The organism is Nocardioides mesophilus (assembly GCF_014395785.1).
Classification (GTDB): domain Bacteria; phylum Actinomycetota; class Actinomycetes; order Propionibacteriales; family Nocardioidaceae; genus Nocardioides_B; species Nocardioides_B mesophilus.
This window is the reverse complement of record NZ_CP060713.1, coordinates 2050108-2075807: the sequence shown is the minus strand read 5'-3', so window position 1 is coordinate 2075807 and position 25700 is coordinate 2050108. Positions and strand designations below refer to the sequence as shown.

The 25700-nt window shown below is 72.6% G+C and carries 25 protein-coding genes and 1 tRNA gene; 15 read left to right on the top strand and 11 right to left on the bottom strand.

The window, feature by feature from the left end; genetic code table 11:
• Positions 1-44 precede the first annotated feature (44 nt).
• From H9L09_RS09845 to H9L09_RS09830, 4 genes are read right to left on the bottom strand one after another with little or no spacing between them, the layout of a single operon-like run.
• Positions 45-809, bottom strand: a complete 765-nt coding sequence (locus H9L09_RS09845; protein WP_187580414.1) for an ABC transporter ATP-binding protein — start codon at positions 807-809, stop codon at positions 45-47.
• Positions 810-853: 44 nt separating this feature from the next.
• Positions 854-1648 (bottom strand): ABC transporter permease, encoded by a 795-nt coding sequence (locus H9L09_RS09840; RefSeq protein ID WP_187580413.1) that lies wholly within the window; start codon positions 1646-1648, stop codon positions 854-856.
• Between the two features lie 23 nt (positions 1649-1671).
• Entirely contained in the window at positions 1672-2529 is an 858-nt protein-coding gene (locus H9L09_RS09835) for an ABC transporter permease (protein WP_187580412.1), read from the bottom strand.
• Positions 2530-2561: 32 nt separating this feature from the next.
• The gene (locus H9L09_RS09830; protein ID WP_187580411.1) at positions 2562-3626 is read right to left on the bottom strand and encodes an ABC transporter substrate-binding protein; all 1065 of its coding nucleotides are present in this window, start codon (positions 3624-3626) and stop codon (positions 2562-2564) included.
• Positions 3627-3937: 311 nt separating this feature from the next.
• Here H9L09_RS09830 and H9L09_RS09825 point away from each other — a divergent pair, with 311 nt between their 5' ends.
• Both H9L09_RS09825 and H9L09_RS22430 read left to right on the top strand, forming a co-directional pair.
• Positions 3938-5035, top strand: a complete 1098-nt coding sequence (locus tag H9L09_RS09825) for a LacI family DNA-binding transcriptional regulator (RefSeq protein ID WP_187580410.1) — start codon at positions 3938-3940, stop codon at positions 5033-5035.
• 2 nt (positions 5036-5037) lie between these two features.
• Positions 5038-6279: a PucR family transcriptional regulator gene (locus H9L09_RS22430; protein WP_187580409.1), complete on the top strand. Its 1242-nt coding sequence runs from the start codon at positions 5038-5040 to the stop codon at positions 6277-6279.
• Position 6280: 1 nt separating this feature from the next.
• On the opposite strand, the gene H9L09_RS09815 is transcribed toward H9L09_RS22430, so the two are convergent.
• The 3 genes from H9L09_RS09815 to H9L09_RS09805 are packed head-to-tail and all read right to left on the bottom strand — an operon-like array spanning position 6281 to position 8757.
• Positions 6281-7057, bottom strand: coding sequence for an alpha/beta fold hydrolase (locus tag H9L09_RS09815; RefSeq protein ID WP_187580408.1), 777 nt, complete (start codon positions 7055-7057; stop codon positions 6281-6283).
• Entirely contained in the window at positions 7054-7608 is a 555-nt protein-coding gene (locus H9L09_RS09810) for a carboxymuconolactone decarboxylase family protein (protein WP_187580407.1), read from the bottom strand. The genes H9L09_RS09815 and H9L09_RS09810 overlap by 4 nt, the downstream gene beginning before the upstream one ends.
• Before the next feature lie 18 nt (positions 7609-7626).
• A complete protein-coding gene (locus H9L09_RS09805) occupies positions 7627-8757 on the bottom strand; it encodes an LLM class flavin-dependent oxidoreductase (protein ID WP_187580406.1) in 1131 nt (376 codons plus the stop codon).
• 208 nt (positions 8758-8965) lie between these two features.
• Here H9L09_RS09805 and H9L09_RS09800 point away from each other — a divergent pair, with 208 nt between their 5' ends.
• The gene (locus H9L09_RS09800) at positions 8966-10156 is read left to right on the top strand and encodes an MFS transporter (protein ID WP_187580405.1); all 1191 of its coding nucleotides are present in this window, start codon (positions 8966-8968) and stop codon (positions 10154-10156) included.
• Here the strand turns inward: H9L09_RS09800 and H9L09_RS09795 are convergent.
• Entirely contained in the window at positions 10135-11877 is a 1743-nt protein-coding gene (locus H9L09_RS09795; protein ID WP_187580404.1) for a helix-turn-helix domain-containing protein, read from the bottom strand. The two genes, H9L09_RS09800 and H9L09_RS09795, sit on opposite strands and share 22 nt — an antisense overlap.
• 115 nt (positions 11878-11992) lie before the next feature.
• On the opposite strand from H9L09_RS09795, the gene H9L09_RS09790 reads away from it, so the two are divergent.
• Positions 11993-13606 (top strand): FAD binding domain-containing protein, encoded by a 1614-nt coding sequence (locus H9L09_RS09790; RefSeq protein WP_187580403.1) that lies wholly within the window; start codon positions 11993-11995, stop codon positions 13604-13606.
• A 7-nt stretch (positions 13607-13613) separates the two neighbouring features.
• Here H9L09_RS09790 and H9L09_RS09785 read toward each other — a convergent pair whose 3' ends face one another.
• Positions 13614-14474: an NAD(P)-dependent oxidoreductase gene (locus H9L09_RS09785; RefSeq protein WP_187580402.1), complete on the bottom strand. Its 861-nt coding sequence runs from the start codon at positions 14472-14474 to the stop codon at positions 13614-13616.
• Positions 14475-14487: 13 nt separating this feature from the next.
• Positions 14488-15060: a thermonuclease family protein gene (locus tag H9L09_RS09780; protein WP_187580401.1), complete on the bottom strand. Its 573-nt coding sequence runs from the start codon at positions 15058-15060 to the stop codon at positions 14488-14490.
• Positions 15061-15111: 51 nt separating this feature from the next.
• Here H9L09_RS09780 and H9L09_RS09775 point away from each other — a divergent pair, with 51 nt between their 5' ends.
• Positions 15112-16170, top strand: coding sequence for an AbrB family transcriptional regulator (locus tag H9L09_RS09775; protein WP_187580400.1), 1059 nt, complete (start codon positions 15112-15114; stop codon positions 16168-16170).
• Positions 16171-16180: 10 nt separating this feature from the next.
• Here H9L09_RS09775 and H9L09_RS09770 read toward each other — a convergent pair whose 3' ends face one another.
• Entirely contained in the window at positions 16181-17410 is a 1230-nt protein-coding gene (locus tag H9L09_RS09770) for an AGE family epimerase/isomerase (protein ID WP_223164281.1), read from the bottom strand.
• 81 nt (positions 17411-17491) lie between these two features.
• On the opposite strand from H9L09_RS09770, the gene serA reads away from it, so the two are divergent.
• The 10 genes from serA to H9L09_RS09720 all read left to right on the top strand — a co-directional run bounded on the left by serA (position 17492) and on the right by H9L09_RS09720 (position 25652).
• Entirely contained in the window at positions 17492-18688 is a 1197-nt protein-coding gene (gene serA, locus H9L09_RS09765) for a phosphoglycerate dehydrogenase (protein ID WP_187580399.1), read from the top strand.
• A 64-nt stretch (positions 18689-18752) separates the two neighbouring features.
• Complete coding sequence (locus tag H9L09_RS09760) at positions 18753-19478, top strand: response regulator transcription factor (RefSeq protein WP_425491722.1); 726 nt, start codon at positions 18753-18755, stop codon at positions 19476-19478.
• A gap of 4 nt (positions 19479-19482) precedes the next feature.
• Positions 19483-20970: a sensor histidine kinase gene (locus tag H9L09_RS09755; RefSeq protein WP_187580397.1), complete on the top strand. Its 1488-nt coding sequence runs from the start codon at positions 19483-19485 to the stop codon at positions 20968-20970.
• Positions 20971-21044: 74 nt separating this feature from the next.
• Positions 21045-21311, top strand: a complete 267-nt coding sequence (locus H9L09_RS09750) for a hypothetical protein (RefSeq protein WP_187580396.1) — start codon at positions 21045-21047, stop codon at positions 21309-21311.
• A complete protein-coding gene (locus tag H9L09_RS09745; RefSeq protein WP_187580395.1) occupies positions 21284-21607 on the top strand; it encodes a hypothetical protein in 324 nt (107 codons plus the stop codon). Before H9L09_RS09750 ends, H9L09_RS09745 begins: the two co-directional genes overlap by 28 nt.
• Positions 21604-23016 (top strand): ferredoxin reductase family protein, encoded by a 1413-nt coding sequence (locus tag H9L09_RS09740; protein ID WP_187580394.1) that lies wholly within the window; start codon positions 21604-21606, stop codon positions 23014-23016. The genes H9L09_RS09745 and H9L09_RS09740 overlap by 4 nt, the downstream gene beginning before the upstream one ends.
• A 4-nt stretch (positions 23017-23020) precedes the next feature.
• Entirely contained in the window at positions 23021-23536 is a 516-nt protein-coding gene (locus H9L09_RS09735) for an FMN-binding protein (protein ID WP_187580393.1), read from the top strand.
• 5 nt (positions 23537-23541) lie between these two features.
• Entirely contained in the window at positions 23542-24333 is a 792-nt protein-coding gene (locus H9L09_RS09730) for an FAD:protein FMN transferase (protein WP_223164339.1), read from the top strand.
• A 71-nt stretch (positions 24334-24404) separates the two neighbouring features.
• Positions 24405-24477 (top strand) — tRNA-Arg (locus tag H9L09_RS09725).
• A gap of 179 nt (positions 24478-24656) precedes the next feature.
• Positions 24657-25652 (top strand): aldo/keto reductase, encoded by a 996-nt coding sequence (locus H9L09_RS09720; RefSeq protein ID WP_187580392.1) that lies wholly within the window; start codon positions 24657-24659, stop codon positions 25650-25652.
• The last annotated feature ends 48 nt before the right edge of the window (positions 25653-25700 follow it).

Below are 25700 nucleotides of genomic sequence, written 5' to 3'. Positions count from 1 at the left end.
GGACCGGCTCATGGCCGGTCCACCTGGAGGGACGCGAGGGTGGGCTAGGCGACGGGCTCGCTCATGTGGTGGGCGGCCTTCATCGTCTCCAGCCGGGCGAGCACCTCGGCCTGGAGCGTGGCGACGCGGGGATCGGACTGCCGCCGCGGCCTGGGGAGGTCGATGGTGATGTCCTCGAAGATCCGGCCGCCGGGCTGCAGCACGATGATCCGGTCTGAGAGCTCGACTGCCTCAACGACGTCGTGCGTCACGAACACCACGGTCTTCTTGGACTGTGCCCAGATGTCCTGCAGCTGCGCACGGAGCCCGCGGGCCGTGATCGCGTCGAGGTGGCTGAACGGCTCGTCCATCAGCAGGAGGTCGGGCTCGACCGCGAACGCGCGAGCGATGCCGACGCGCTGCTGCATGCCGCCCGAGAGCTGACCGGGGAAGAAGTCGGCGTTCTTGGTCAGCCCGACCATGTCGAGGTACTTCCGTGCCCGGGCCACCGTCGCCTCGTCGCGGCTGTCCTGGACGTACATCATGTTCTTCATGACGCTGCGCCACGGCAGCAGCCGGGGGTCCTGGAACACATAGCCCATCCGCGCCGGCGCCCCGGAGTCGGAGGTCAGCGAGATGTCACCAGAGGTGTGCTCCTCGACGCCGGAGATGATGTTCAGCAGGGTGCTCTTGCCACAGCCCGACGGACCGACGATCGAGACGAAGGTCTGCCCCTTCACCTCGAAGGAGATGTCGTTCAGGACCCTGCTGGCGCGGGGGGTCCCCACGTTGAAGGTCTTGCACAGGTTGTTGACGGTCAGGACTGCCACGGGATCTTCCTTAGGTCGGAACGGCGAGCTCGAGGAGCCGGGGGTCAGGAGGAGCTGTCGCGCCACCGGAAGGCGCGTTGGATCATCCGGTCGAGGACGAAGCGGTCGAGGATCACGATGAAGCCCACGAAGAGCACCACCCAGGCGGCGAAGCCGCCGAACCGGTTGGCGTCGTACCAGAAGCGCGACCGGTAGCCGACACCTCCAGAGCCGCCGTACCACTCGGCGAGCAGCACGCCGTTCCAGCCGATGATCATCGCGAAGCGCACCCCTGCGGCGACGTAGCCGGTGACCGCCGGCAGCACCAGGTCCTTCACCCGGCGAGCGAACGGGACGTTGTAGGTGGAGGACATGTCGCGCAGGTCCCGGGAGACCCCACGGACTCCTTGCGCCACGTTGATGACGACGAAGGGCAGGGCGGTCAGGAACGTCGTGATGATCGGTCCGGTGTTGCCGAAGCCGAACCACATCACGGTCAGGAACGACCAGATGATGGCAGGGATGGACAGGCCGACGAGGACGGGACTCTCGAAGAACGACCGCGCCATCCGGGAGAGACCCATGACCACGCCGACCACGATCCCGACGACGGTGGCCAGCGCCACGCCGACGAAGAACCGGTAGAGAGTCAGACCGAAGTTGCCGAAGACCTCACCGCGGGCGAACTCCTCGAGGAGGCGCTCGACGACCTCCACGGGGCCGGGCACCCGGTCGAAGACGGCGGTGGCAAGCAGCCAGAGGGCCAGGAAGGAGAGGTAGGACGCCATCCGGGCACCGCTGTCGGAGGTGATCCGCCGCATCCAGGGGGAACGACCCTCCTCGATCTCGGTGGTGGACAAGCGTCTTCCAGCAGTGGCTGTGGTCACAGCGCCGTGCTCCTCTCCTCGGGACGCCAGGCCAGCAGACGCGCCTCGGCCTTGGCCAGCACCAGTCGCTCGATGATGAGCATGAAGGCGATGAACAGGAACATCCACGCCAGCACACCGGTGATCGAGTAGAGCTGGTACTGGGTACGAATCTGGAAGCCGACGCCGTTGCGGCCGCCGAAGACCTCGGTCAGTGCCTCGACCTTCCAGGCGACGGCGAAGCACATCCGGATGGCCGCGAAGACGAACGGCACGATCGTCGGGATCAGCACTTCACGACGGATCTCGCGGTGGCTGCGGCCGAAGGCCTCGCTCATGCTGATCAGCTGCTTGTCCACGCCTCGGATCCCCTCCGCGACGTTCAGGGCGACGTACGGCGCCGAGACGAGCGCGACGGCCAGGATCGGGCCGAGGTTGGAGAGGCCGAAGATGATCAGCGAGAGCACCGCGTAGACGATGGCCGGGATCGTGCCGGCGATCGTGACTCCGTCATGGAAGAACGCCCGCCAGTAGCGGTAACGGCCCATCAGGAAGCCCACCGGAGCACCGACCGCGGCTGCCACCGCGAAGCCCGCGAACGTCTTCAGGACGCTGGCGGTGAAGTCGGAGAAGAACGCGCCGCTGCGCAGGATCTCCACCATCTCCGCGAGCACCTCGAGAGGACGAGGCAGGATCCGCCCCCCGAGGTACCACGAGCCGTACTCCCACACCAGCCACATGGCTGCCCAGCCGGCGACCAGGAGAGCGGTCTGACGCCAGCGGCGGCGCCGGGCGACACGTCGGGCGCTCTTCTCGCCCTCGTCTCGTGCCACCGCGGTCTGTTCGGCCGCCCGTTCTTCTACTTGATGCGTCATGGGATGCCTCTCTCCTGGCCGCCGGACCGGGGTCACTCAGCTTCGATGATGGTGAAGTCGGGGGTCGCGACGTCTTCCTCGACGAAACCGGTCTCCTTCATCAGCTCGAACAGCTTGGTCTCCTCATCGATCCAGGCCTGGTCGAGGTAGGTCGTCGGCACGAACCAGTCGTAGGTATTGTCGAGCCAGTCGAGGATGAACTTCTTCTCCTCCGGGGTCTCTGCGGCGAAGTCCTCGGGATAGGCCTCGACGATCTGCTCCTTGTTCTGGGCCCACTCCTGGACGCCCCGGTCCCAGATCTTGATCAGGAAGGCCGCCTCCTCGGGGTTCTTCTCGACCCAGGCCTTGCGCGCCACGAAGACGTTGTTCTGGGGGTGGGTGGTGTCGGGGGACTCGCCGAACTCCTCGCCGTAGATCTGCGAGACGGACTTCGCGTCGTAGAGCGGACGCAGCTTGCCGCTGGAGAGCTGCGGGATTCCGAAGTCCGGGAGCAGAAGCGCCGCATCCGCGTCCCCCCGCTCCACCAGCGATGCCGAGTTCTGGACGTCGGTGACGATCACGTCGAAGTCCCCGCCACCGGCGCGGAGGTCGAGGTCGCAGAACTCCTTGGCGTAGATGCCCCACATGATCGTGATGGAGACGGCGCTGTGCGTGACGATCTTCTTGCCCTTCAGGTCGCACAGGTCCTTCGCGGTGCTGTCCGCGGGCACGGCGAGGATGCTCCGGTCGGAGTTGAACTTGCCGAAGATCGTGGCCTTCTCACCGGTCTGCTTCTCGAGCTCCGGCACCTCGTACGACGCGGCGGAGACCACGTCGGCGTGACCGCCGGCGTAGACGCCGAACTCGTCCCAGGACGAGGAGGTGAGGATCTGGATCCCGGCTTCCTCCTCCATCTCCTGCTTGATGCCCTGGTCCTCCATCCACTTCCAGACGGGGTCGGGGGCCATCACCATGTTGACGGCACCATTGGCGTCCTTCGCCTCGCCGTCGCCGCCGCCGCTGGCGGCGGGGCTGCAGGCGCTGAGGGCGAGGCCGCCGGCCAGCACTGTGGCAGCCAGCTTCCACGCGGTCGGTGGCGCTTTACGTGTACTCGTCATGTCGTGCCTCTCGATGAAGGAGCGATGGGCTCCGCGGCCGTCCAGGCGATCGCCCGGAACCCTGACTGCTGCGCCGTTCGCCGACCCCCGAGTGTGATCTGGCTTTCCGCAGTGTGACGTGACTCTCTCTTGGCATTCCGTGCAATGTCAAGCATTTCTTTGAATCCGTCCCAGTTGGTGAGCCGTCCATGTGGCGCCAAGAAAGGTGCTTGCACGCTCAAAGTAGGGCTGGCAATGGCGCTCGACGTAATGCATACTCTATGCATCTGGTCGGCAAAGTAGGGTGGCTTCATGAGCAGGAGCACGGCGCGGTGAGCGCTCCCGAGGGCGGGCCAACGACGCCCGACGAGCAGGCCCCGCGCAAGCGGCGTGGCCCCCGGCCGTCGACCACCACGAGCTGGACCGTCGCGCACGAGGTCGGAGTGTCCCAGTCCACCGTCTCGCGCGCCCTGCGCAAGGACCCCCGGGTCCGGCCCGAGACCCGACGCAGGATCGAGGAGGCCGCGGAGCGGCTCGGTTACCGACCGCTGAACGGGGACGATGCGGCCACCTCCCACCGCACCATCGGCGTGGTGGTGGCCGACCTGACCAACCCGTTCTTCCCCTCGCTGCTGACCCCGATCCACGACGAGCTGCGTCTCATGGGATACCGCGTCGTGCTCTTCGCGGAGCGGACCGACATCCCCACCGGTCAGGAGGCGCTGAACCGCCTGCTCGACAGGTCCATCGACGGCGTCCTCGTCACCACCGCCACCCTGGGTTCGCGGTTCCCCGACGCCGTCCGCGAGCGGGACCTGCCGATCGTCCTGCTCAACCGGTACGTCGACGGCATGGACGTCGACCGGGTGGTGGCCGACAACCACGAGGGCGGCCGACTCGCCGGCCGCCACCTCGTGGAGCTGGGACACGAACGCATCGGGGTGATCCGCGGGCCGTCGAACACCTCGACCAGCCGGGACCGGCTCGCGGGCCTCGTGGAGGTCCTCGGCGAGGCGGGGATCGAGCTGGACGAGTCACTGATGCGCAAGGGGCCCTACAGCCACCAGAACGGCTACCAGCACGCGCGGGAGCTGCTCCGGCTGAAGGAGCCGCCGACCGCCCTCTTCTGCGCGAACGACGTGATCGGCTTCGGCGCCGTGGACGCCGCCCGCTCCCTGGGCGTCGACGTCCCGTCCCAGGTGTCGATCATCGGGTTCGACGACGTCCCGATGGCCGCCTGGGAGGTCTTCCAGCTCACCACCGTCCGCCAGCCGCTCGGGGACATGGCGCGTGCAGCCGCGCGGATGCTGGCCGAGCGGATCGAGTTCGACGGCGAGATCGGGCCGGGCCGGGAGCAGGTCTTCGCCACCAGCCTGGTCAAGCGGTCGACGACGGACCGCGCGGCGGCCACTCCTCCGGCCGGGGCCTGAGGGTGACCGCGCAGGCGGAGGCCCCCGTTCTCGGTGCCGCCCTGCCGGCGTGGGCACGGGCCACAGCGGCCTGCGTCGACCTCGTCGCACTCGGCAGGGTCGTCGTGCAGCGCGACCTCGAGGCCGCCTTTCCCGATCTCGCTCGCAACGCCGACTTCGTGGAGAGGCTCCGGGCCAGCGTCGACGAGAACCTGCAGGCCCTGCAGGGCGTGCTCACGGCACGGCTGGCCCTCGAGGACGTCCGCCTCACGCAGCCACTCGTGTTCGCCACGGTGCAGGCACGACTGCGTGTGCCCCAGACGGCCCTGCAGCGTTCCTACCGGGTGGGGTTCGCCGCCATGTGGCAGGAGTGGGCGGACCATCTGTGCGCGCGTGCCGAGCTCGACGACATCCCACGACGCGAGGCGCTGGAGGCGTTGTGCGCGCTCACCGTGGTGATCCAGGGCTACCAGGACCACGTCGCCTCGCAGGTCGCGGAGAGCTTCGCCCGGGCCGACGACGCGCTGAGCCGGTCGCGTGCGCACGTGCGCAACGGCCTGGTGCGCCAGCTGCTCGGACCCGGCGCCGCTCCGCTCTCCCCCTCGGACCTGGTGACGCTCGCGTACCCGTTGGCGGCCACGCACGTGGCAGTGCTGCTGCCCACGGTGGCCGAGGGTGCGGCCGAGCGACTGGTGCAGGGGATGCGGACCGCGGCCCGGGCGGCGCAGGGCCTCCTGCACCCGGTGGACCTGTCCAGCACCGTCGTGTGGCTGGCCAACCCGTCCGGCTGGCAGCGGCACAGCCATGACGCACTGGTGGAGCACCTGCGCCTGCTGGACGTCCAGGCGTCACTCAGCGACTCCCGACCCGGACCCGAGGGATTGCGGGAGACGTGGCTGCAGGTCCAGCAGGTGCAGGAGGTGAGGAACGCGTGGGGACCCGAGCAGTCGCCGCGGGTCCTGCGCCATGCCGACGTCGGGCTGGAGATCCTGCTGATGCAGGATCGGGACCGGGCGCGCAGCTTCGTCGTCGACGAGCTCGGTCCGCTCGCCGCCGACACGGAGCAGGCGCAGCGTCTGCGCGAGACGTTGCAGACCTCGTTCCAGCTCGGGAGTCACGTGGCGACCGCCGAGGCACTGCACCTGCACGAGCACACGGTGCGCAACCGGTTGCAGAAGGCCGAGGAGCTGCTCGGCCGGTCGCTGCAGGGCCGGCGCACCGAGCTCCAGGTCGCCCTGCGCCTGATCCGGCTCCTCGACCGCTAGCTCAGCCGACGCCGGCGAAGAACTCCTCCAGCAGCTCGGCGGTCCGCTCCGGCTGCTCGAACGCCCCGGCATGACGCAGTCCCGGCAGCCAGGCCAGCCGGCCGTCGGGCACGGCGCGGGCGAGCTCGGGGGCGGCGGCGGTGAAGGCGGGCGCGTCGTCGTCGCCGCACACCACCAGCGTGGGTGCGGCGATGCGCCCGAGCAGGTCGCGGGTGTCGACGGACGCCAGCAGCTCGCACGCGCGTGCGTAGCCCTCGGGGTCCATGGCACCGAGCAACCGGCGCACGGCAGGCACTGGTGGGGCGTCGTCCGCCCGGGCCTGCTCGGTGAACCACAGCTGCAGCGTCGGCTCGACGACCGGGGCCATCCCCTCGGACCGGACCAGCGCGGCTCGCTCCGCCCACATCTGCCGCATGGGCGGCGGGTAGACGGCGACCGCGTCGACGACGACCAGGCTGCGAACCAGGTCCGGCGAGTGCGCCGCCAGCGCCTGGCCGACGAGCCCGCCGAGCGAGACGCCGACGACGTGGGCCGCCCCCACGTCGGCGCTACGGAGCAGCTGCGCCGCCTGGTCGGCAAGGTCGGCAAGGTCGGCCGCCTCGGTGGGTGTCCCGGCGCCGCCATGGCCGGGCAGGTCGTAGTCGAGGACGGTGAGCCCCGACCAGTGCGCGGAGACCGGACTCCACACCGTCCGGTCCACGCCCAGCGGATGCAGCAGCAGGACCGGCGGTCCCTGACCTGCGGAGAAGAGCTCGGGCACCGGCAGCGAGGCGCTCATGCGTCGACCCCGGCGCGCGGCGGGAGCTTGGGCCCGGCCTCCGGCGGCGTGCGCGCGACGTTCATCACGAGCGCGAGCGTCGTGTAGTAGCCGACCGCGACGACCACCTCGATGACACCCTCCTCGCCGAGCTGTCGCACCGCCCGGGCGTAGACGTCGTCGTCGATCCCGCCCCGGCGTTGCAGCTGGTCGACCAGCTCCCACACGAGAGCGACCGCCTGGTCCGTCGTCTCCTCGCGGCGGTCCTCGCCGACCGCCTCCACCACGTCGGGGGGCAGGCCGGCGGCCAGAGCGAGTGGGTGATGGTGCGCCCACTCGAAGTCCTGGTCCCATCGCCGTGCGACCATCAGCACCACCAGCTCGAAGAGGCGTGGCTCCAGCGCCTTCTCGTACCGCAGGTAGGCGCCCACCTCCTGGACCCTGTCCATCAGCCCAGGGGTGCGCAGCAGGACCGCGAACGGGCCGAGCAGCTTGCCGCGGGGCCCTGCGGTGATCCGCTGCAGCGCCCGCTGCTGGTCCGGCGTCAGCTCGCGGTCGCCGAGCGGGGGCATCCGCTCCTCGGCCATCGCTCAGGCCCCGGCCGACACGGCTGCCGCCTCGGGCCCCGCCGCGATCGCGGCGTTCACCTCCGGCATCACCTCGGTGGCCATCAGCTCCATGGAGCGCCGGCCGAGGTCGGCGTCCACCCAGTCCATGCCCGCGTAGACGAGCTCGCCGAACTCGCCGGTCTCCTCCTGGAGCGCCAGCACCTGCTCGGCCACCGAGCTGGGCGTGCCGGTGATCACCAGCTTGTCCAGCACGTAGTCGAGGGTGATCTCGTCGTCGGGCTGGTCGCGCCGGGTCTTGAAGAGCTCGAGCCGTCCCAGTGACCGCATCTTGGCCAGCATCTTGCCGTAGTAGAAGCGGTAGGGGCTGTCGGCGTCCTCCTTCCCGTAGCGCAGCGCAGTCGCCTCGTCGTCGGCCACGAACAACGATCGGGCCACGCGCCAGTCGTCGGCGCTCGCCGTGGCGGAGACCGACTCCCTGCCCTCCACGTAGTTCGGCCAGTGGGTGGCGACCCACTGCGGCAGCAGGAAGTTCGCCGAGAGCGGGTGGAAGTCCTTGGCCCCCATGGCGATCACGCCCTTGGAGAACGGGGCGACGACCGTGCCGACGATCTCCGGACGCGGCGTCTGCAAGGGCTTGGGGACTGCCCCGATGCCGGCTTCGAGGTCCATGGTGGTCGCAGTGGTGACCTTGAACCGGTTGCCCGGGAGGTCGATGTCGTAGGGCGCCTCGTCGGACCACATCCGGGTGATCACCTCGATGGCGTCGGCGAAGATCTGGTTGCGGTCCTCGCCGAGGATGCCGAGGACCTCCGCGTCCGACGGCAGCGCGCCAGGGCTGACGCCGAGGATGAAGCGGCCGTTCGCCAGGTGGTCGAACATCGCCGACTGCGCGGCGACGAGCACCGGGTGCAGGTGCGAGAGGTTCGTCGTCCCGGTGCCGAGCTTGATCTGGGTGGTCTGCGGGATCAGGGTGGCCAGGAAGAGCAGGCTGTTGGTGATGCTCTCCTGGCGGTCGGTGAGGTGCTCGCCGATGAACGCGTCGTGGTAGCCCAGCTTGTCGGCGAGCACCACGGCCTCTTGGTCCTCGCGCAGCGTCTCCCCCCACGGACGGGTCGCAGGGTGCATCGGCATCGCGAAGTATCCGAGTCTCACAGCGTCTCCTCTGGCGGTTCGGGCCGGGATCCGGCCGCTGGGTCGCAGCCCAGTGTCGTGCGGGGGGTGGCGCCGCGCACTGATGCTGAGAGACAGCATCAGGCGCGCGCGATGACGGCGACCGTGAGTGCGTGCTCGGCGTCGGGCCTCCATCCTTGGACGACCGCGACCCACCACGAGTCCCCTGGCACGCGGGATCGGAGCCGGTGTGCCCAGCAGTGACGTCGTCCGCCCCACGGACCGTGGTGCGGCACTGGTGCTTGCCTGCATGCTCGGCGGTTCGGCCGGCTGGGCCATGACGGCTGCCGGCGCCGGCGCCGCGACGATCGCTCCGGCGTACGACGCGGGCCTGGTCACGGTGGGGTTGATGACGACGGCTCTGGCAGCGCCGTACGCCGCCCTACAGCTGCCCGCCGGCGCCCTCGTCGACCGGATCGGTCCGCGTAAGGCCTCGGTGCTCGGCCTGACCCTGGTGGTCGTCGTGCACGTGCTCGCCGCGACCGTCCCGCTCACCTGGCTGGCCCTCGTCTGCCGGGCCGCGGCGGGCGCGGGATACGCGGTCTGCTTCGTGTCCGGGGCCGAGCTGGTACGACGCTCCGGCGCCGGAGCGTCCGCGCTCGGCATCTTCGGCGGGGTGTCCCTCGCCGCCTCGGGGCTGTCGGTGCTGGTGATCCCGCTGGCCGAGGGGATGCTGGGCTGGCGGGCGGCCTGGGTGACCAGCGGGGCCGCGGCCCTGGTAGCGGTGACGCTGGTCGCCCTCGTCCCCGTCCCGGCGATGGCGGTGCGGTCCCCCGGGCGTCCCGACCGGGAGGACCGCCCGGCGGCAACCGGCTGGATCTTGCTCGACGGCGAGCTGCACCGGCTGGCGGCCGTGCACGCCGTCACCCTCGGGCTCGGCGTGGTGCTCAGCAACTGGGCCGCGGTCCTCCTCGTGACCGACTGGGGCTTCAGCCGCCCTGCCGCCGCCCTGGCGGCGTCGCTGGTGCTGGGGCTGACGGTCCTGAGCCGGCCGCTCGGGGGCGCCCTGGCACTGCGACTGCCCCACCACCGCGGCCGGGTCTCCGCGTTGTCGCTGCTGGCGTGCGCGTTGGCCACCCTGGCGCTCGCGGCCCCCACCGTCCCGGCCGTGGCCGTCGTCGCCGTCGTCACGCTCGGCGTGCTCGGCGGGCTGCCGTTCGCCGCCGTGCTCGCCGCCGGCCAGGCACGCCGCCCGGACCGTCCGGCCGCCGCGGTGGGGCTGTTGAACAGCCAGGCGAACGGGCTGATCCTGCTCGGGACCCCGCTGCTGGGTGCTGCCATCGAAGGCGCCTGGAGCTCGCCCGCCCTCGTGCTGCTCGCCGTCCTGTGGCTGGTCCCGCTCCTGGTCTGGCCCCGGTCCTACCGGAGGCTCGGCGTCTGAGCCTCGAGCACCTCGCTCGCGCTGAGCGCGACCTGGAGCTCGACAAGCGCGCGCACGGAGGTCAGCGAGCAGCCCAGGAGCTCCTCGGCGCGGCGGAGCCGCAGCCCCACGGTGTTCGGGTGCACGAAGAGTGCGGCCGCCGTCGCCGCCGTGCTCAGGTCATGGTGGAGGTAGGCGCGCACCGTCGCCTCCAGCGCGGATCCGCGAGCCTCGTCATGCGCGCGCAGAGGCCGCAGCCGTGAGTCGGCGAACGCCGCGAGCTGGCTGACGTCCTCCAGCTGGAGCAGCAGCCCGTGCACTCCCAACCGGTCGAGCGTCACCACTCCGTCGGTGCCGCGCAGCCGCGCCAGCTCGACCGCCCCGCGGGCACGCCGGTAGGCCGCCGGGTACTCCGCTCGAGCCGAGCAGGTCGGGGAGACGGCGACCGAGACGGACGCGTCCGGCCGGGCCCGGAGCAGCAGCCGACGTAGCCGGTCGGCGTGTCGTCGCGGTTCCTCCGGGTCCGTGGCGGGCCACAGCAGCACCACCTGGGTGCCGAGGCCGGTGACGAGCCCCCGTGGGGTCGCGGTGGCGGCGTAGCCGCGGGCCACCGAGAGCAGGTGGTCGGTTGCCGGCTCCCCCGTGCGACCCGCCAGGACCAGTACGGCGTGCGGCCTGTCGAGATCGTGCCCCAGCCGGGCCGCACGCTCCCCCACCGTCTGCAGCGCGGAGGCACTGCCGGTGAGGAGGTCGGTGACCACCTCGCCCGAGACGCGCCACTCCGCCTCGAGAGCGGTGCGCTCGCGCAACAGCTCGAGTGCGCAGACGGTGACCGCCTGCTCGAGGGCGCGCTGCTCCACGGGAGCGAGCGGGCGGTCCGCACCCCGGACCCGGATCCGGGCGACCTCCACCGAGCCCAGGCGCACCGGCGCCTCGACCACGTCGATGTCCCCGTCCCCGTCGGGGCCGTGCACGCCGATCGTGGCGAGGGGCTCGCCGCCCGGCTCGTCGGTGACGCTCACGCTCCGGTCGAGCAGGTCGGCGAGGGCCCGCGCCACCCCTGCGACGCCGCCGCCGCGCAGCGCCACCGTCGTGAGCTGCTCGTGCACCCGGGTGCCCTGGCGGTGCAGCTCCTGCTGCTCCTCGAGCGAGGCGTTGGACGAGCGGAGGTCCGCGATGGTGGCGGCCTCCCGGTCACGCAGGCGTGCGGTCGTGATCGCGACGCCGGCCTGGTCGGCGAGCATCTCGAGCAGCTCGACCTCCCGGGCGCCGTACTCGTGCGGCTGACGCCGGTAGCAGTTCAGGGTGCCGACGGCCTCACCTGAGGAGAGCAACGGCACCGAGATCATCGAGCGGTAGCCCTGCTCCCGGGCCACGCCACCCCAGGGCAGGAAGTCCTCGTCGGCGAAGGTGTCGGCGATCCGCACCGGCTCGCGGGAGTGGTAGGCGCGACCGGAGGGCGCTTGCGGCTCCTGGGCCGAAGGCCGCAGGGTGACCGGGTTCCTCTCGTTGACCTGCCGGACGTAGTCGGTCGACAGGCCGAAGGAGCCCTCGATCAGCAGGCACCGTCCGTGGGCATCGGGGAGCAGCACTCCGCAGAAGTCGTAGCCCATCAGCTCCGACGCGGTCCGGGCGACCAGGTCGAGCAGGGCCGGCAGCGCCGTCGGCCGGTTCACCGCCGAGGCGATCGCGGCGGTCGCCGCCAGCCAGCGCTGCAGGTCCGCGTGCTCCGCCGCCGTCATGGGCTGACTGTGCCACGTCACAGCGACTTCCGTCATGACTGTGCCTGCACACATGGCCGCCCTGCCCGGCGGCAGCCAGGATCGGGCGTATCCCCTCGACCGTCCAGGAGCAGACATGCGCGACGACGTCCACATCGTCCGGGCCGACGACCTGTCCGACCAGACCCCGCAGACCCACGGGCTCCAGCGCTTCGAGGCGGTGTCCGCGCGCCGGCTGGGATCGGAGAACCTGTGGATGGGGTTGTCGATCCTCCCGGCCGGCGGCCGGACCGGCGTCCACCACCACGGGGAGTCCGAGACTGCGCTCTACGTGCTCAGTGGCGTGGGCCGGTGGTGGGTGGGCGACCGGCTGGGCACGCCGCGGGAGGCCCACCCCGGCGACTTCGTCTACATCAAGCCGAACGTCGTCCACTGGGAGGAGAACGCGAGCCAGACCGAGCCGGTCCGCATGATCGTCGCGCGCACGACCCAGGACGCGATCGTGGTCAACCTCGACGAGCACCCGTTCGCGCCGGACCTGTCCGGCGGGCGGCTCCCCATGCCTGACCGACCGCGGGCCCTGGTGGTCGGCGGCTCCTTCGGCGGCCTGACCGTCGCCCTGCTGCTGCGTGAGCAGGGCTTCGAGGTGGACCTGTTCGAGCGCTCCTCCGCCCTGCTGGAGGGCCGCGGCGGCGGCATCGTGCTGCAGCCGGACACCGTCCGGTGGGTGACCGAGCGCCGCCGCGACCTCGAGGTGCCGGACGTGAGCATCGGCTCGTCGGTCCTGCGCTACCTCGGCGCGGACAACGAGATCGTCCACGAGGAGCCGGCCGCGTGGCGGTTCAGCTCGTGGACGACGCTCTACCGAACGCTCCTCGACGACTTCGGCACCGAGCACTACCACCTCGGCGAGTCGGCCGTCGGGGTCGACCAGGACGGCGACACGGCGGAGGTGCGCTTCCTGAGCGGCCGTCGGGAGCGGGGCGCCCTCGTGGTCTTCGCCGACGGCATCTCCTCGACGGGCCGACGCAGGCTGCTGCCCGCGGTCCGTCCGATCTACTCCGGGTACGTCGGCTGGCGCGGAACCGTGCCGGAGGCAGAGGTCTCGGACGAGACCCGCAAGCTGCTCGACGACGCCCTGGGCTACGCCGTGGTCGAGCGGTCGCACATCTGCATGTACCCGATCCCGGGGCGCCAGGGCGAGCTGGATCGTGGTCACCGGCTCCTCAACTACGTCTGGTACCGCAACGTGGCCGAGGGGCCGGCACTCGACGAGCTGATGACCGACGTACGCGGCCAGACGGCCGCGGTGTCGGTGCCGGCGGGCAAGGTCCAGCAGCGGTACGTCGATGAGCTGAAGGCGTCGGCGCCCGGGCTGCTTCCTCCAGCCGCCGCGGAGCTGGTGGTGCGCACCGCGCAGCCCTACATCCAGTCGGTGATCGACGTCGCCGTTCCGCAGATGGCCTTCGGGCGGGTAGCCCTGCTCGGCGACGCGGCCTTCGCGGCACGCCCGCACGCGGCCGCCGGGACCGCCAAGGCCGCCGCCGACGCGTGGGCCCTGGCCGACGCGCTGGCCGCGCACGGGAACGACGTGGTGGCCGCACTGCGGTCCTGGGAGCCCGACCGGCTGGCGCTCGGCGAGGACCTGATCCGACGCAACACCGAGATGGGCGCGCGAGCGCAGTTCACCGGCACCTGGGACCCGGCCGACCCGGGTCTGCACTTCGGTCTCTACGGTCCCGACCGGTGAGAAGCGCTCAGCCGGTGTAGTCGCGGTAGACCGCGGCGATGTCCTCGTCGGTGTGACCGGCCTCGAGCACCCGGACGAGCTGGTCGCGCACGGCCTGCAGGACCACCGGGTCGAGGTCGTTGCCGCGGGCGGCCTCCAGGATCAGGTCGGCGTCCTTCACGCCGCCCTCGATCCCGAACGCGGGGGCGTACTGCTCCGCGAGCATCGCGCCGCCCTTGATCCGGACGTACGGCGCGTCCAGGGGCCCGCCGGCGAGCGCGTCGAGGAACAGCTGCGGGTCGAGGCCGAGCGCCCGGGTGAGCGCCAGCGACTGGGCCACGGCGCCGGTGAGGCTGAGCACGAAGGCGTTGGCGGCGAGCTTGAGCCGGGAGCCGGCGCCGGCCCCGCCGACCCAGAGGGTGCGGGAGCCGATGGCCTCGAGCACCGCGTCGACCCGGTCGCGGGCGTCCTCGGGTCCCGAGGCGAGCACGACCAGGTTCCCCTGCTCGGCGGGGCCCTTGGTGCCGAGAACCGGGGCGTCGAGGTGGACCAGGCCGAGCTCGGCGGCCACCTTGTCCAGCTGCGCCGCTCCGTCGACGCCGACCGTGGTGGTCTGCAGCAGCACCGCCCCGGCCGCGAAGCTGCCGGCCGCCTCCCGCAGGGTCTGCTCGACGGAGTCGGCGTCCCACAGCATGGTGATCACGACGTCGGCGCCGTCGACGGCCTCGGCAACGGAGTCGCAGACCTTCGCGCCCGACTCCGCGAGCGGACGGGCCCTGTCGGTGCTGCGGTTCCAGACTCTCAGCGGGATGCCGGCGGCGGCGATGTTGCGGGCCATGCCGGCGCCCATGGCGCCGGTGCCGAGCAGGGCGACGGTCGGAGTGGTCATGACGGCGAGTCTGTCACGGGCCCTTGAGCGGCCGATCCGGTCCGCCGCAGGCGCCCCACAGCCCACGGTCGGCCGCTCGGGCGGCACGCTCGGCGGACCGGTAGCCCGCCTGGCGCGCGTAGGGGTCGTCGTAGGTGTACTCCACCGCGTCGCCGGCCCGGATCATCGCCTCGCCGAAGTCCTGCCCACCCTCGATGTCGAGGTACGCCAGCAGCCGGCCGTAGACGTCGCGCCGCCCCTGCGAAGGATCCAGCACCACCGCCACCCGGCGCCCCTCCAGCAGCCCCTCGGCGGCCCGGGTGGCGCGCGAGCCCCAGCACTCGTCCGGGGTGCTCGGGCTCACCGACTCGGGGGTGTCGATGCCGATGATCCGCACCGTGGTGTCCTCGCCCCGCCAGTCGACGTGCACCGTGTCGCCGTCGACCACGCGGACGACCCGGTGCAGCCGGCCGTCGGCGTGCCCGTCCGCACCGCCGTCGCCGTGGTCGGCCGAGCCGGAACCGAAGGTGCAGCCGCCCCAGGCCAGGGCGACGACGAGGCACAAGGTGACGCTGCCCCGACGACGCACGGATGCTGCGTCGACCACCGACCGGTCACCACCTCTCGCCGCTGCGCACCGGGCACCTAGGGTAGGTCGGTGCTGAGACGGTGGCTGCTCCTCGGGGTGCTCGTGGCGGCCTCGATCGGCGCCCTGACGCTGGCGGGCGCCCCGGCGCCGTACCTGCTCGGCGCGCTCGTCGGCGGCCTGGTCACCTCGATGGCGGCCCAGGCGCCGGACGTCCCGCGCTCCGCGGGCACCCTCGGGCAGGCGGTCATCGGGGTCTCGGTGGGAACCCTGGTCACCGTCGAGCTGCTCGACACCTTCGCCGAGCACGGCTGGGTGATCGCGCTGGCGCTCGCCGGGACGCTGCTCTCCAGCCTCGCCTGGGGCCAGGTGCTGCGGCTGCAGCCCGGCGTCACCGCCACGACGGCCAGCTTCGCCTCCATCGCCGGCGGTGCCTCCGGGGTGGTGGCGACCGCCCGGGACGCCGGCGCCGACGAGCCGGTGGTGGCGACCATCCAGTACCTGCGCGTGCTCGTCGTGCTCTTCACGATGCCGGTGGTGGCGGGGCTGATCGACCCGTCCGCCTCGTTGACCGGCGGCCCGCAGAGCGGGGCCGGCGCGTCCTGGACGGCGTACGCGTTCACGCTGATCGCGCTCGGGATCGGCCTGGTCGCGGTGCGCTACCTGTCCTTCCCGGGCGGCGCGGTGCTGCTGCCGATGCTGGTCAGCGTGCTGCTCGCCGGGACCGGGCTGTTCGGCGACGCGACGGTGCCCACGGTGCTGCTCAACGCCGGCTACGTGGTGATCGGCGTCCAGGTCGGCGTGAAGTTCACCCCGCAGACGCTGCGGCTCATCATGCGGCTGCTGCCGCTCGCGCTGATCCAGGTGGCCGGCACGATCCTCACCTGCGCGGCGATCGGCTACGTCGTCTCGCTGACCACCGGGATCAGCCCGCTCGACGCCTACCTGGCCACCACCCCGGGCGGGTTGTACGCCGTGGTGGCGATTGCGCTGTCCACCGGGGCCGACACCGGCCTGGTCTTCAGCCTGCAGGTGCTGCGGCTGTTCGCGGCGCTGCTCATGGTGCCGCTGCTGGCCCGGCTGACCCGTCCCCGGCCGGCTGAGGGGGAGGGCGAGGCGGAGCCGGTGTAGGGCGCGCCGGTCAGCCGGTCGACCCGGCCCGCACGGCGGCGGCCGGCATCGGGGCCAGCGGCAGTCGCGGCACCAGGGTGGCCTGCACCGCGTGGTAGAGGTCCGGCTTGCCCGGCCAGACGGTGGCCGCCGGCTGGTTGTGCACGTCGAGCTCGTGGTGCCAGGAGCCCGCGTCCCGGTCGACGAGCGCGGTGTCGACGTACTCCCACCAGGTGCGGTAGAGCCGGGCGTAGCGCTCCTTCCCGGTCCGCCGGTGCAGCACCGCCGCCGCCGCGACCGCCTCGGCGGCGACCCAGTGCATCCGCTCGCGCACGACCGGGACGCCCGCCCAGTCGGTGGTGTAGACGAAGCCCGGCTCCCCGTCGACCGCCCAGCCGTCGGTGGCGGCCCGGTCGAACAGCGACACCGCCGCCGGGGCGAGCCAGTCCGGCGCCTGCGTGCCGAGGGCCGCCTCCAGGTGCAGCATCAGCCGGGCCCACTCGAAGCCGTGGCCGACCGTGGCACCGAACGGCTTGAACGGGTCCCGCGGGTTCTCCCGGTGGTAGTCCGGGAGGGCGACCCAGGACGCGTCGTAGTGCTCGGGGATCCGCCAGTGGTTGCCTCGCGCCTGCCGCTCGACGAACCGGCAGATCCGCAGCGCGCGCTGCCGCCAGACCGGGTCGGCGCCGGCATCGACGGCGGAGAGCATCGCCTCGACGGCGTGCATGTTGGCGTTGATGCCGCGGTAGCCGTCCGCGACGCTCCAGCCGCGGTCCCAGGAGTCGCGGCACAGTCCCGCCTCGTCGTCCCAGAACCGGTCCTCGAGCACGCGGGTCGCCTGCTCCAGGAGCGCGCGACCGCCGTCGAGGGCGGCGAGGGTCGCGGTCGAGGCGGCGAGCACCACGAAGGCGTGGGCGTAGCAGGACTTCTCGGCCGGCGGCTCCGGCGACCCGTCCGCGAGTACGGCGGCGAACCAGCCGCCCCGCTCACCGTCGTGCAGGGGGCCGGTCAGCCCGGCCAGCGCCGCCTCGGCCACCGGGCGGCAGTCCTCACGGCCGAGCAGCAGACCCAGGCCGTAGACGTGCACCATCCGGGCGGTGATCCAGGTCTGCACCGGCCGCTCGAGGTCGGGGTTGCCGGCGTCGTCGAGCCAGGCGGCGCCGCCGAGCGGGTGCGCCGTCCCCAGGCCGAAGCCGAGCAGCCGCTGCCGTTCGGCGGCCAGCCGGCTCCCGTGCTCATCGGAGTCGATCCACGAGGTCACGGGGCGAGCCTCTCATCCCTCCCGGTTCACCGGCCGGGTCCCGGCCCCGACCGTCGGGAGGCCGCCTGGGAGGCTGGGGGCGTGAAGGCACTGCTGCTCGAGAACCCGCACCCGCTGGCCGCGACGATCCTGGGGGAGGCGGGGGTCGAGGTCGACCTGCGCACCGCCGCGCTCGGCGAGGACGACCTGATCGCCGCGCTCGACGGTGTCGACCTGCTCGGCATCCGCTCGAAGACCTCGGTGACCGCGAGGGTCCTGGACGCCCGGCCGGACCTGGTGGCGATCGGCGCGTTCTGCATCGGCACCAACCAGATCGCGCTGGACGCCGCCACCCGGCACGGCATCGGGGTCTTCAACGCGCCGTACTCCAACACCCGCTCGGTGGTGGAGCTCGCGGTGGCGAACATCATCGCGATGGCCCGCCGGCTGACCGAGCGGGACCGCGCCCTGCACGACGGGGTGTGGGACAAGTCCTCGACCGGCAGCCACGAGATCCGCGGCCGCACCCTGGGCATCGTGGGCTACGGCAACATCGGCTCGCAGCTGTCGGTGGTCGCCGAGATGCTCGGCATGCAGGTCTTCTTCTACGACACCGAGGACAAGCTGGCGCTCGGCAACGCGCGCCGCTGCTCCTCCCTCGGCGAGCTGCTGGACTCGGTGGAGACGGTGACGCTGCACGTCGACGGACGCGCCGGGAACGCCGGCATCTTCGGCGCCGAGCAGTTCGCCCGGATGCGGCCCCGCTCGCTGTTCCTGAACCTGTCCCGCGGGTTCGTCGTCGACTACGACGCGCTGGCCGAGAGCGTCACCTCCGGCCACCTGGCCGGCGCCGCGGTCGACGTCTTCCCCGACGAGCCGCTGAGCCGCGGCGACCGGTTCGACTCGCCGCTGCGCGGGCTGCCCAACGTGATCCTCACGCCGCACGTGGGCGGCTCCACCGAGGAGGCGCAGGAGGACATCGGCCGGTTCGTCGGCGGCAAGCTCCGCGACTACGTGCACCTGGGCAGCACCACCTTGTCGGTGAACCTGCCGACGCTGACCCCCGACCGGTCGGTGCACGCCCAGCGGATCGCGCACCTGCACCAGAACACCCCCGGGGTGCTCGCCCACCTCAACCAGGTACTCGCCGCGCACGAGGTCAACATCGACGGCCAGGTGCTCGCCACCCGCGGCCACACCGGGTACGTCGTCACCGACACCGCCTCCGAGCCCACCCCCGAGATGCTCGCCGAGCTGCGCGAGGTCCCGGAGACGGTGCGGCTGCGCGTCATCGAGTGAAGGCACAGGGAACGCACAGCCTTTTGCCAGGACGCCGCGGGCCGGCTGCGTCATGCTGGGAGGCGTGACCCAGGCCTCCGCGCAGCTGACGCGCCCCGACGGGTCGCCGCTGCGGGTCCTGATCGTCGACGACGAGGTCAACATCGCCGAGCTGCTCAGCATGGCGCTGCGCTACGAGGGCTGGCAGACCGCGACGGCCCACACCGGCCGCGGGGCGGTCAAGGCCGCCAAGGAGGAGCGCCCCGACGCGGTCGTCCTCGACATGATGCTGCCCGACTTCGACGGCATGGAGGTGCTGCGCCGGGTGCGCGCCCACCACCCCGACGTACCCGTGCTCTTCCTGACCGCGCGCGACTCCGTCGAGGACCGGGTGGCCGGGCTGACGGCGGGCGGCGACGACTACGTCACCAAGCCGTTCAGCCTCGAGGAGGTGGTGGCCCGGCTGCGCGGGCTGATGCGCCGGGCCGGGGCCAGCGACCGGCGGGAGAGCGCCGTGCTCACCGTCGGCGACCTCGTCCTCGACGAGGACAGCCACGAGGTGCGCCGCGACGGCGAGGAGATCGCGCTCACCGCCACCGAGTTCGAGCTGCTGCGGTTCCTGATGCGCAACCCGCGCCGGGTGCTCTCCAAGGCGCAGATCCTCGACCGGGTGTGGAACTACGACTTCGGCGGCCAGGCGAACGTCGTGGAGCTCTACATCTCCTACCTCCGCAAGAAGGTGGACGCCGGCCGGGAGCCCATGATCCACACGATGCGCGGCGCGGGCTACGTCCTGAAGCCCGCGGGCTGACCCCGTGCGGCGGCTCCTGCCCTCGTCCCTGACCAGCCGGCTGGTGCTGACCGCGGTCCTGCTGGTGACCGTGGTCAGCCTGCTGATCGCGGTCGCGACCACCGTCGCGATCCGGTCCTACCTGCTGGACCGGCTCGACACCGAGGTCCAGCTGACCTCCGCCCGCGCGCTGCGCGACGGCCCCGCGCCGGCGACCGACCCGGACGGCGACCACGAGGGGAGCGGGGACACCGACGTCCACGGCCTCCCCGACGTCGAGCCGGGTCGCGGCCAGGAGACCGGCACCGTCGCGGCGTACCTCACCACCGGCGCCGCCCTCGGCCAGGTGATCACCGAGGACGGCGACCTCGCCCCGCTCTCCCGCGCGGCGCTCGCGGCCCTGCGCGCGGTGCCCGCCGACGGAGCCCCGCACGGCGTCGACCTCCGCGGCCTCGGCGACTACCGGGTGGCGGTCACCGACAACGGCTCGTTCGACGTGGCGGCCGGGCTGCCGACCCGGGACGTCGACGCCACCATCCGCAAGCTGGTCAGCGGCGAGGTGCTGTTCATCCTGGCCGGGATCCTCGCCGCCGGCGGCATCGCGCTGGTCGTCGTACGCCGGCAGATGCGTCCGCTGCACCAGGTCGCCCGCACCGCCCACGAGGTCGCCCAGCTCCCCCTGGCCACCGGCGAGATCGGGATGACCGCCCGGGTCCCCGAGCCGCTCACCGACGAGCGCACCGAGATCGGCCAGGTCGGCTCGGCCCTCAACACGCTGCTCGGCCACGTGGAGCGCTCCCTCGACGAGCGGCACCGCAGCGAGCAGCAGGTGAGGCAGTTCGTGGCCGACGCCTCGCACGAGCTGCGAACCCCGCTGGCCACCATCAACGGCTACGCCCAGCTGAGCCGGCGCAGCGCAGAGCCCGACGCCGCCCAGCTGCGGCAGGCGATGGCCAAGGTCGAGGTCGAGGCGGCCCGGATGTCGGCGCTCGTCGAGGACCTGCTGCTGCTGGCCCGGCTGGACGCCGGCCGACCGCTCGAGCGGGCCGACGTGGATCTGACCAAGATGGTGCTCGAGTCGGTCGGCGACTCGCGGGTGATGGCGCCGGACCACCGCTGGGCCCTGGACCTGCCCGACGAGCCGGTCGTGGTGGTCGGCGACGAGCAGCGGCTGCACCAGGTGCTGGCCAACCTGCTCGCCAACGCCCGGCGGCACACCCCCGCCGGCACCACGGTCACGGTCGGGGCGCACCTCGCCGCGGATCGTGCGACCGCGGTGCTGAGCGTGCTCGACGACGGGCCGGGGCTCCCCGCGGACCTGCGCGACAGCGTCTTCGAGCGCTTCACCCGGGGCGACTCGGCACGCACCCGCGCCAGCGGCGGGGCCGGGCTGGGCCTCTCCCTGGCCAAGGCGATCACCGAGGCGCACGGCGGCCGGATCACGGTGTCCTCGCGCCCCGGCCACACGGCCTTCACCGTGTCGCTGCCGGTCCGCCCGCCAATCCACAGGTGACCCACAGGTCGTTCACTCCGTCCGTCCAGGCTGTCCGGTGAGGCTGTCGTTGCACCCCGACGACAGGAGCAGAGATGAACGACGAGCCGACCCCCCGCAGCGGATCCCGCTGGGAGCCCGCGGGCGGCCCCGAGGCCACCCGCCCCGTCCCGGCGCAGCCGCCTCTCGGCCCGGCAGCCGGACCGCGCCCCGACCGCCCGATCCCGGGCCCGGAGTCGTCGCGGCCGGCCGGTGACGCCGTACCCCCGACCCGGACCAGCCCGGCCCGCGCGGTCCTGGGCGGTTCGCCCGGCTCCGCACCCGGGGCGCCCTGGTGGCGGCCGGCGGCGCGCTCGGGCTGATGGCGCTCGGCGGCGCGGGGGGCCTGGCGCTCGGGCACGCCACCGCCGAGCCCGGGCACGACCGGGCCGGTCTGGTCAGCGACGGCGCTCCCGGTCAGGCGGGCGGTCCGGACGGCCAGCAGTTCCACGCCCCGCCGGGCACCGCACCGGGCCTGCCGCCGAACCTCGCCCCGGAGGCCGACGACGGCCACGGCGCGCTGCCGGACCAGGAGTCCGCGCGGCTTCCCCACCAGCTGATCCCCGGCCCCGGCAGCACCGCGAGCACCCCGCCCGCGGTGCCGAGTCGGACGACATGACGACCGTGCGGGCGGCCAGCGGGGTGAACCGGCGCGGCCACGCCCTCGGCGACCCGTTCCACCGCGTGCGCCTGGACTCCTGGGTGCGGCTGATCGCCGGCACGGCGTTGTGGCTGGGCCTGCTGCTGGTGACCTACTGGTGGGCCGCCGGCGGCGGGCTGCGCGACCTTGCCGGCTGGCAGTCGGGGCTCACCTCGACCGGTCGGCTGACCGGCCTGGTCGCCTCCGACCTGCTGCTCGTCCAGGTGCTGCTGATGGCGCGGCTGCCCGTCCTCGAGGGCGCGTTCGGCCAGGACCGGCTGGCCCGGATCCACCGGATCGTCGGGTTCACCTCGTTCAACCTGATGCTGGCGCACGTCGTGCTGATCACCTGGGGGTACGCCGCCGGGCAGGTCGCCGCGACCCCGCGCACGTTCTGGCAGCTGACCACCGGCTACCCCGGGATGCTGCTGGCGCTCGGCGGCACCGTCGCGCTGATGCTGGTCGTGTTCACCAGCATCAAAGCGGCCCGCCGGCGGATCCGCTACGAGTCCTGGCACCTGCTGCACCTCTACGCCTACCTCGGCGTCGGCCTGGCCCTGCCGCACCAGCTGTGGACCGGCCAGCAGTTCCTCACCTCGACCGCGGCCACCGTGTACTGGTGGACGTTATGGGCCGCGGCGGCTGCCGCCGTGCTCGTCTTCCGGGTGGGGCTGCCGCTGTGGCGCAGCGCCCGGCACCGGGTCCGCGTCACCTCGGTGGTGCACGAGGGCGACGGCACCGTCTCGGTCTACATGACCGGGCGGCACCTCGAGGAGCTGGGCGCCGAGGCCGGGCAGTTCTTCACCTGGCGGTTCCTGGGCCGCAAGGGCTGGACCCGGGCGCACCCCTACTCGCTCTCGGCGGCGCCCGACGCCCGGAGCCTGCGGATCAGCGTGAAGGCGCTCGGCGACGACAGCGCGGGGCTGTCGCGGCTGCGGCCCGGCACGCCGGTGCTGCTCGAGGGGCCCTACGGAAGGCTGAGCCCGCGGGCACGCTCGCGGCACAAGGTCGCCTTCATCGGGGCCGGGGTCGGCATCACGCCGCTGCGGGCCCTGGCCGAGGGGTTGCCCTACCGCCGCGGCGAGGCGGTGCTGCTGTACCGCTTCCACGACCAGCCGCTGTTCGTCCACGAGCTCAACGCCCTGGAGCGCGAGCGCGGACTCGACGTGCTCTACCTGCCCGGCCGGCGGCGGAGCACCCGGTCCTGGCTCGGCGACCACGTCGGCACCGCCACCGACCTGACCGCCCTGCGGTTCTGGGTCCCCGACCTCGTCGAGCGCGACCTCTACGTCTGCGGCCCCGAGCCCTGGGCCGCCGCAGTGCGCGAGACCGCGCTGGCGGCCGGGCTTCCTCCCGAGCAGTTCCACCTCGAGACCTTCAGCTGGTGATCACATGAAACGCATCGTCACGTGGATCCTGAGCACGATCTCCATCGTGGTGCTCCTCTTCGGCTACCACACATCGACCTCGGGTGCCCTGGCCACGGCGCCGCAGACGGCCATCACCTCCGGCGCCCAGCCGGCGACGACGAGCGGCGGGGCGCCCCCCGGCTCCGGGTCCGGCTCGGGCTCCGGTTCGGGCTCCGGCGGCTCGATGGGCTCGGGCGGGTCCGCCGGCACCGGGCAGATGGGCACGAGGACAGTCACCGGCAGCACCGTGCAGACCCAGTGGGGCCCGGTGCAGGTCCAGCTGACCGTGCAGGGCGGCCGGATCACCGACGTGGCCGTGCTGCAGTACCCCAGCGGCAACTCGACCGACGACCAGATCAACTCCTACGCGCTGCCGATCCTGGTGCAGAGCACGATGAGCGCGCAGAGCGCGAACATCGACATGGTCAGCGGCGCCACGGTCACCAGCGGCGGCTACCTCCAGTCGCTGCAGAGCGCCATCGACCAGGCGGGGCTGTGAGCGCCATGAGCCGCACGACTCCGGCCGTCCGCACGACCGCCGCGCCGCCGCGGCGCCTGGTCGCCCACACGATGGGGATGCCGATCAGCCTGGCGCTGCGCGGCCGGCACGCCCACGACCGTCTGGGGCTCGAGGCCTGGACCGACGCGATGGGGGTGCTGCTCGAGGTGGACCGGGTGTTCAGCACCTACCGCGCCGACTCCTACGTCTCGCGGCTCGGCCGCGGAGAGATCGCGCTCGAGGACTGCCCCGCCGAGGTGGCCGAGGTGCTGGCCCTCGGCGCGTTGGCCGAGCAGCAGTCGGACGGCGCCTTCTCGGTACGTCGTCGTGGCGTCGAGGGCGACGTGGTGCTCGACCCGTCCGGCGTGGTGAAGGGCTGGGCGGTGGAGCGGGCCGCCGTACCGCTCCGGGCGCTCGCCGACACCGATTTCTCCCTCTCCGCCGGCGGGGACCTGGTCTGCCGGACCGTGGACCCGGCGTCGGAGCCGTGGCGGATCGGCATCGAGGACCCGCGCGACAGCACCCGCCTGGTGGCCGTGGTGCCGGTGTCGAACGGCGCGGTCGCCACCTCCGGCACGGCGCACCGCGGCGACCACCTGGTCGATGCCCGCACCGGCCGGCCGCCGCGAGGGGTCGCCTCGGTGACGGTGATCGGGGACGACCTGACCTGGACCGACATCGACGCCACCGCCGCCTACGCCCTCGGCTCCGGGGCGGCCCGCTGGCTGGAACAGCGTCGGCGGACCGGGCTCGTCGTCTGGGCGGACGGCTCGACGACGACGGTGCCCCGCGCCTGACGCCGCCGGTCGATTTCGCCCCCGGTGGAGCGGCACGCTAAAGTGTCCGAGCCCAGTCACCACCGGGCCGTGCGCTCGTAGCTCAACGGATAGAGCATCTGACTACGGATCAGAAGGTTGGGGGTTCGAATCCCTCCGAGCGCGCAGATCCGATGTCCCAGGACATCACCGAAAGCCGGGCCCCCACCACGGGCCCGGCTTTCGTCATCTCGGCGGCTGAGGCCGCGGCCTGCTGCCCGCGGACGCAGCACTCGGCTGCGCGTGCCGCGGGCCGGGGTGGGTAGGACGATGGCACCGCACCGCCCACCGACGAAGGGATCCCCATGCAGACACGCACGCTCGGCAGGACCGGACGACAGGTGTCGGTGGTGGGCCTCGGCACCTGGCAGCTCGGCGCCGACTGGGGCGAGGTCTCCGAGGACGACGCCCGCGCGGTGCTGGAGGCCTCGGTCGAGCACGGGGTGACGTTCTTCGACACCGCGGACGTGTACGGCGACGGGCGCAGCGAGAAGGTGATCGGCCGCTTCCTCGTCGACCACCCGGACGCCGGCGTCACGGTCGCGACCAAGATGGGCCGCCGCGTCGACCAGGTGCCGGAGAACTACGTCCTGGAGCACTTCCGCGCCTGGACCGACCGGTCCCGCCGCAACCTTGGCGTGGACACCCTCGACCTGGTGCAGCTGCACTGCCCGCCGACCGCGGTGTACTCCGACGACGCCGTCTTCGACGCCCTCGACACCCTGGTCGCCGACGGCGCGATCGCGGCCTACGGCGTCAGCGTGGAGCGGGTCGACGAGGCCCTCACCGCGATCGCCCGCCCGCACGTCGCGACCGTGCAGATCATCGCCAACGCGTTCCGCCTCAAGCCGGTCGAGGAGGTCTTCCCCGCGGCCGCGGCGGCCGGCGTCGGCATCATCGTCCGGGTCCCGCTGGCCTCGGGGCTGCTGAGCGGGAAGTACGACGAGTCCACGACCTTCGCCGCGGACGACCACCGCACCTACAACCGCGACGGCAGCGCGTTCGACATCGGGGAGACGTTCTCCGGCGTCGACTGGTCGACCGGTCTGCGCGCCGCCGGCGAGTTCACCCGGCTGGTGGAGGCGGAGGCCCCCGCGGACATCACCCCCGCGCAGGCCGCGGTGGCCTGGCTGTGGCAGCACCCGGAGGTCTCCACGGTCATCCCCGGCGCGCGCAACGTCGCCCAGGCGACCGGCAACGCCGCAGCGGGATCGGTGCCGGAGCTCGGCCCGGCCTTCGACGAGGGCGTGCGGCGGATCTACGACACCCACCTGCGCGAGGCCATCCAGCCCCGCTGGTGAGAAGCGCCGAAACCCCGTTTCACCTGCGAAAACAGGCGATGCGGGCAG

Excerpts from the sequence above, each read along its gene's own strand:
- H9L09_RS09815 (WP_187580408.1), bottom strand. The coding sequence starts at position 7,057 with ATGAGCGCCTCGCTGCCGGTGCCCGAGCTCTTCTCCGCAGGTCAGGGA.
- H9L09_RS09835 (WP_187580412.1), bottom strand. The coding sequence starts at position 2,529 with ATGACGCATCAAGTAGAAGAACGGGCGGCCGAACAGACCGCGGTGGCA.
- H9L09_RS09795 (WP_187580404.1), bottom strand. The coding sequence starts at position 11,877 with ATGACGGCGGCGGAGCACGCGGACCTGCAGCGCTGGCTGGCGGCGACC.
- H9L09_RS09730 (WP_223164339.1), top strand. The coding sequence starts at position 23,542 with ATGAGCCGCACGACTCCGGCCGTCCGCACGACCGCCGCGCCGCCGCGG.
- H9L09_RS09830 (WP_187580411.1), bottom strand. The coding sequence starts at position 3,626 with ATGACGAGTACACGTAAAGCGCCACCGACCGCGTGGAAGCTGGCTGCC.
- H9L09_RS09720 (WP_187580392.1), top strand. The coding sequence starts at position 24,657 with ATGCAGACACGCACGCTCGGCAGGACCGGACGACAGGTGTCGGTGGTG.
- H9L09_RS09790 (WP_187580403.1), top strand. The coding sequence starts at position 11,993 with ATGCGCGACGACGTCCACATCGTCCGGGCCGACGACCTGTCCGACCAG.
- H9L09_RS09810 (WP_187580407.1), bottom strand. The coding sequence starts at position 7,608 with ATGCCCCCGCTCGGCGACCGCGAGCTGACGCCGGACCAGCAGCGGGCG.
- H9L09_RS09750 (WP_187580396.1), top strand. The coding sequence starts at position 21,045 with ATGAACGACGAGCCGACCCCCCGCAGCGGATCCCGCTGGGAGCCCGCG.
- H9L09_RS09740 (WP_187580394.1), top strand. The coding sequence starts at position 21,604 with ATGACGACCGTGCGGGCGGCCAGCGGGGTGAACCGGCGCGGCCACGCC.
- H9L09_RS09785 (WP_187580402.1), bottom strand. The coding sequence starts at position 14,474 with ATGACCACTCCGACCGTCGCCCTGCTCGGCACCGGCGCCATGGGCGCC.
- H9L09_RS09735 (WP_187580393.1), top strand. The coding sequence starts at position 23,021 with ATGAAACGCATCGTCACGTGGATCCTGAGCACGATCTCCATCGTGGTG.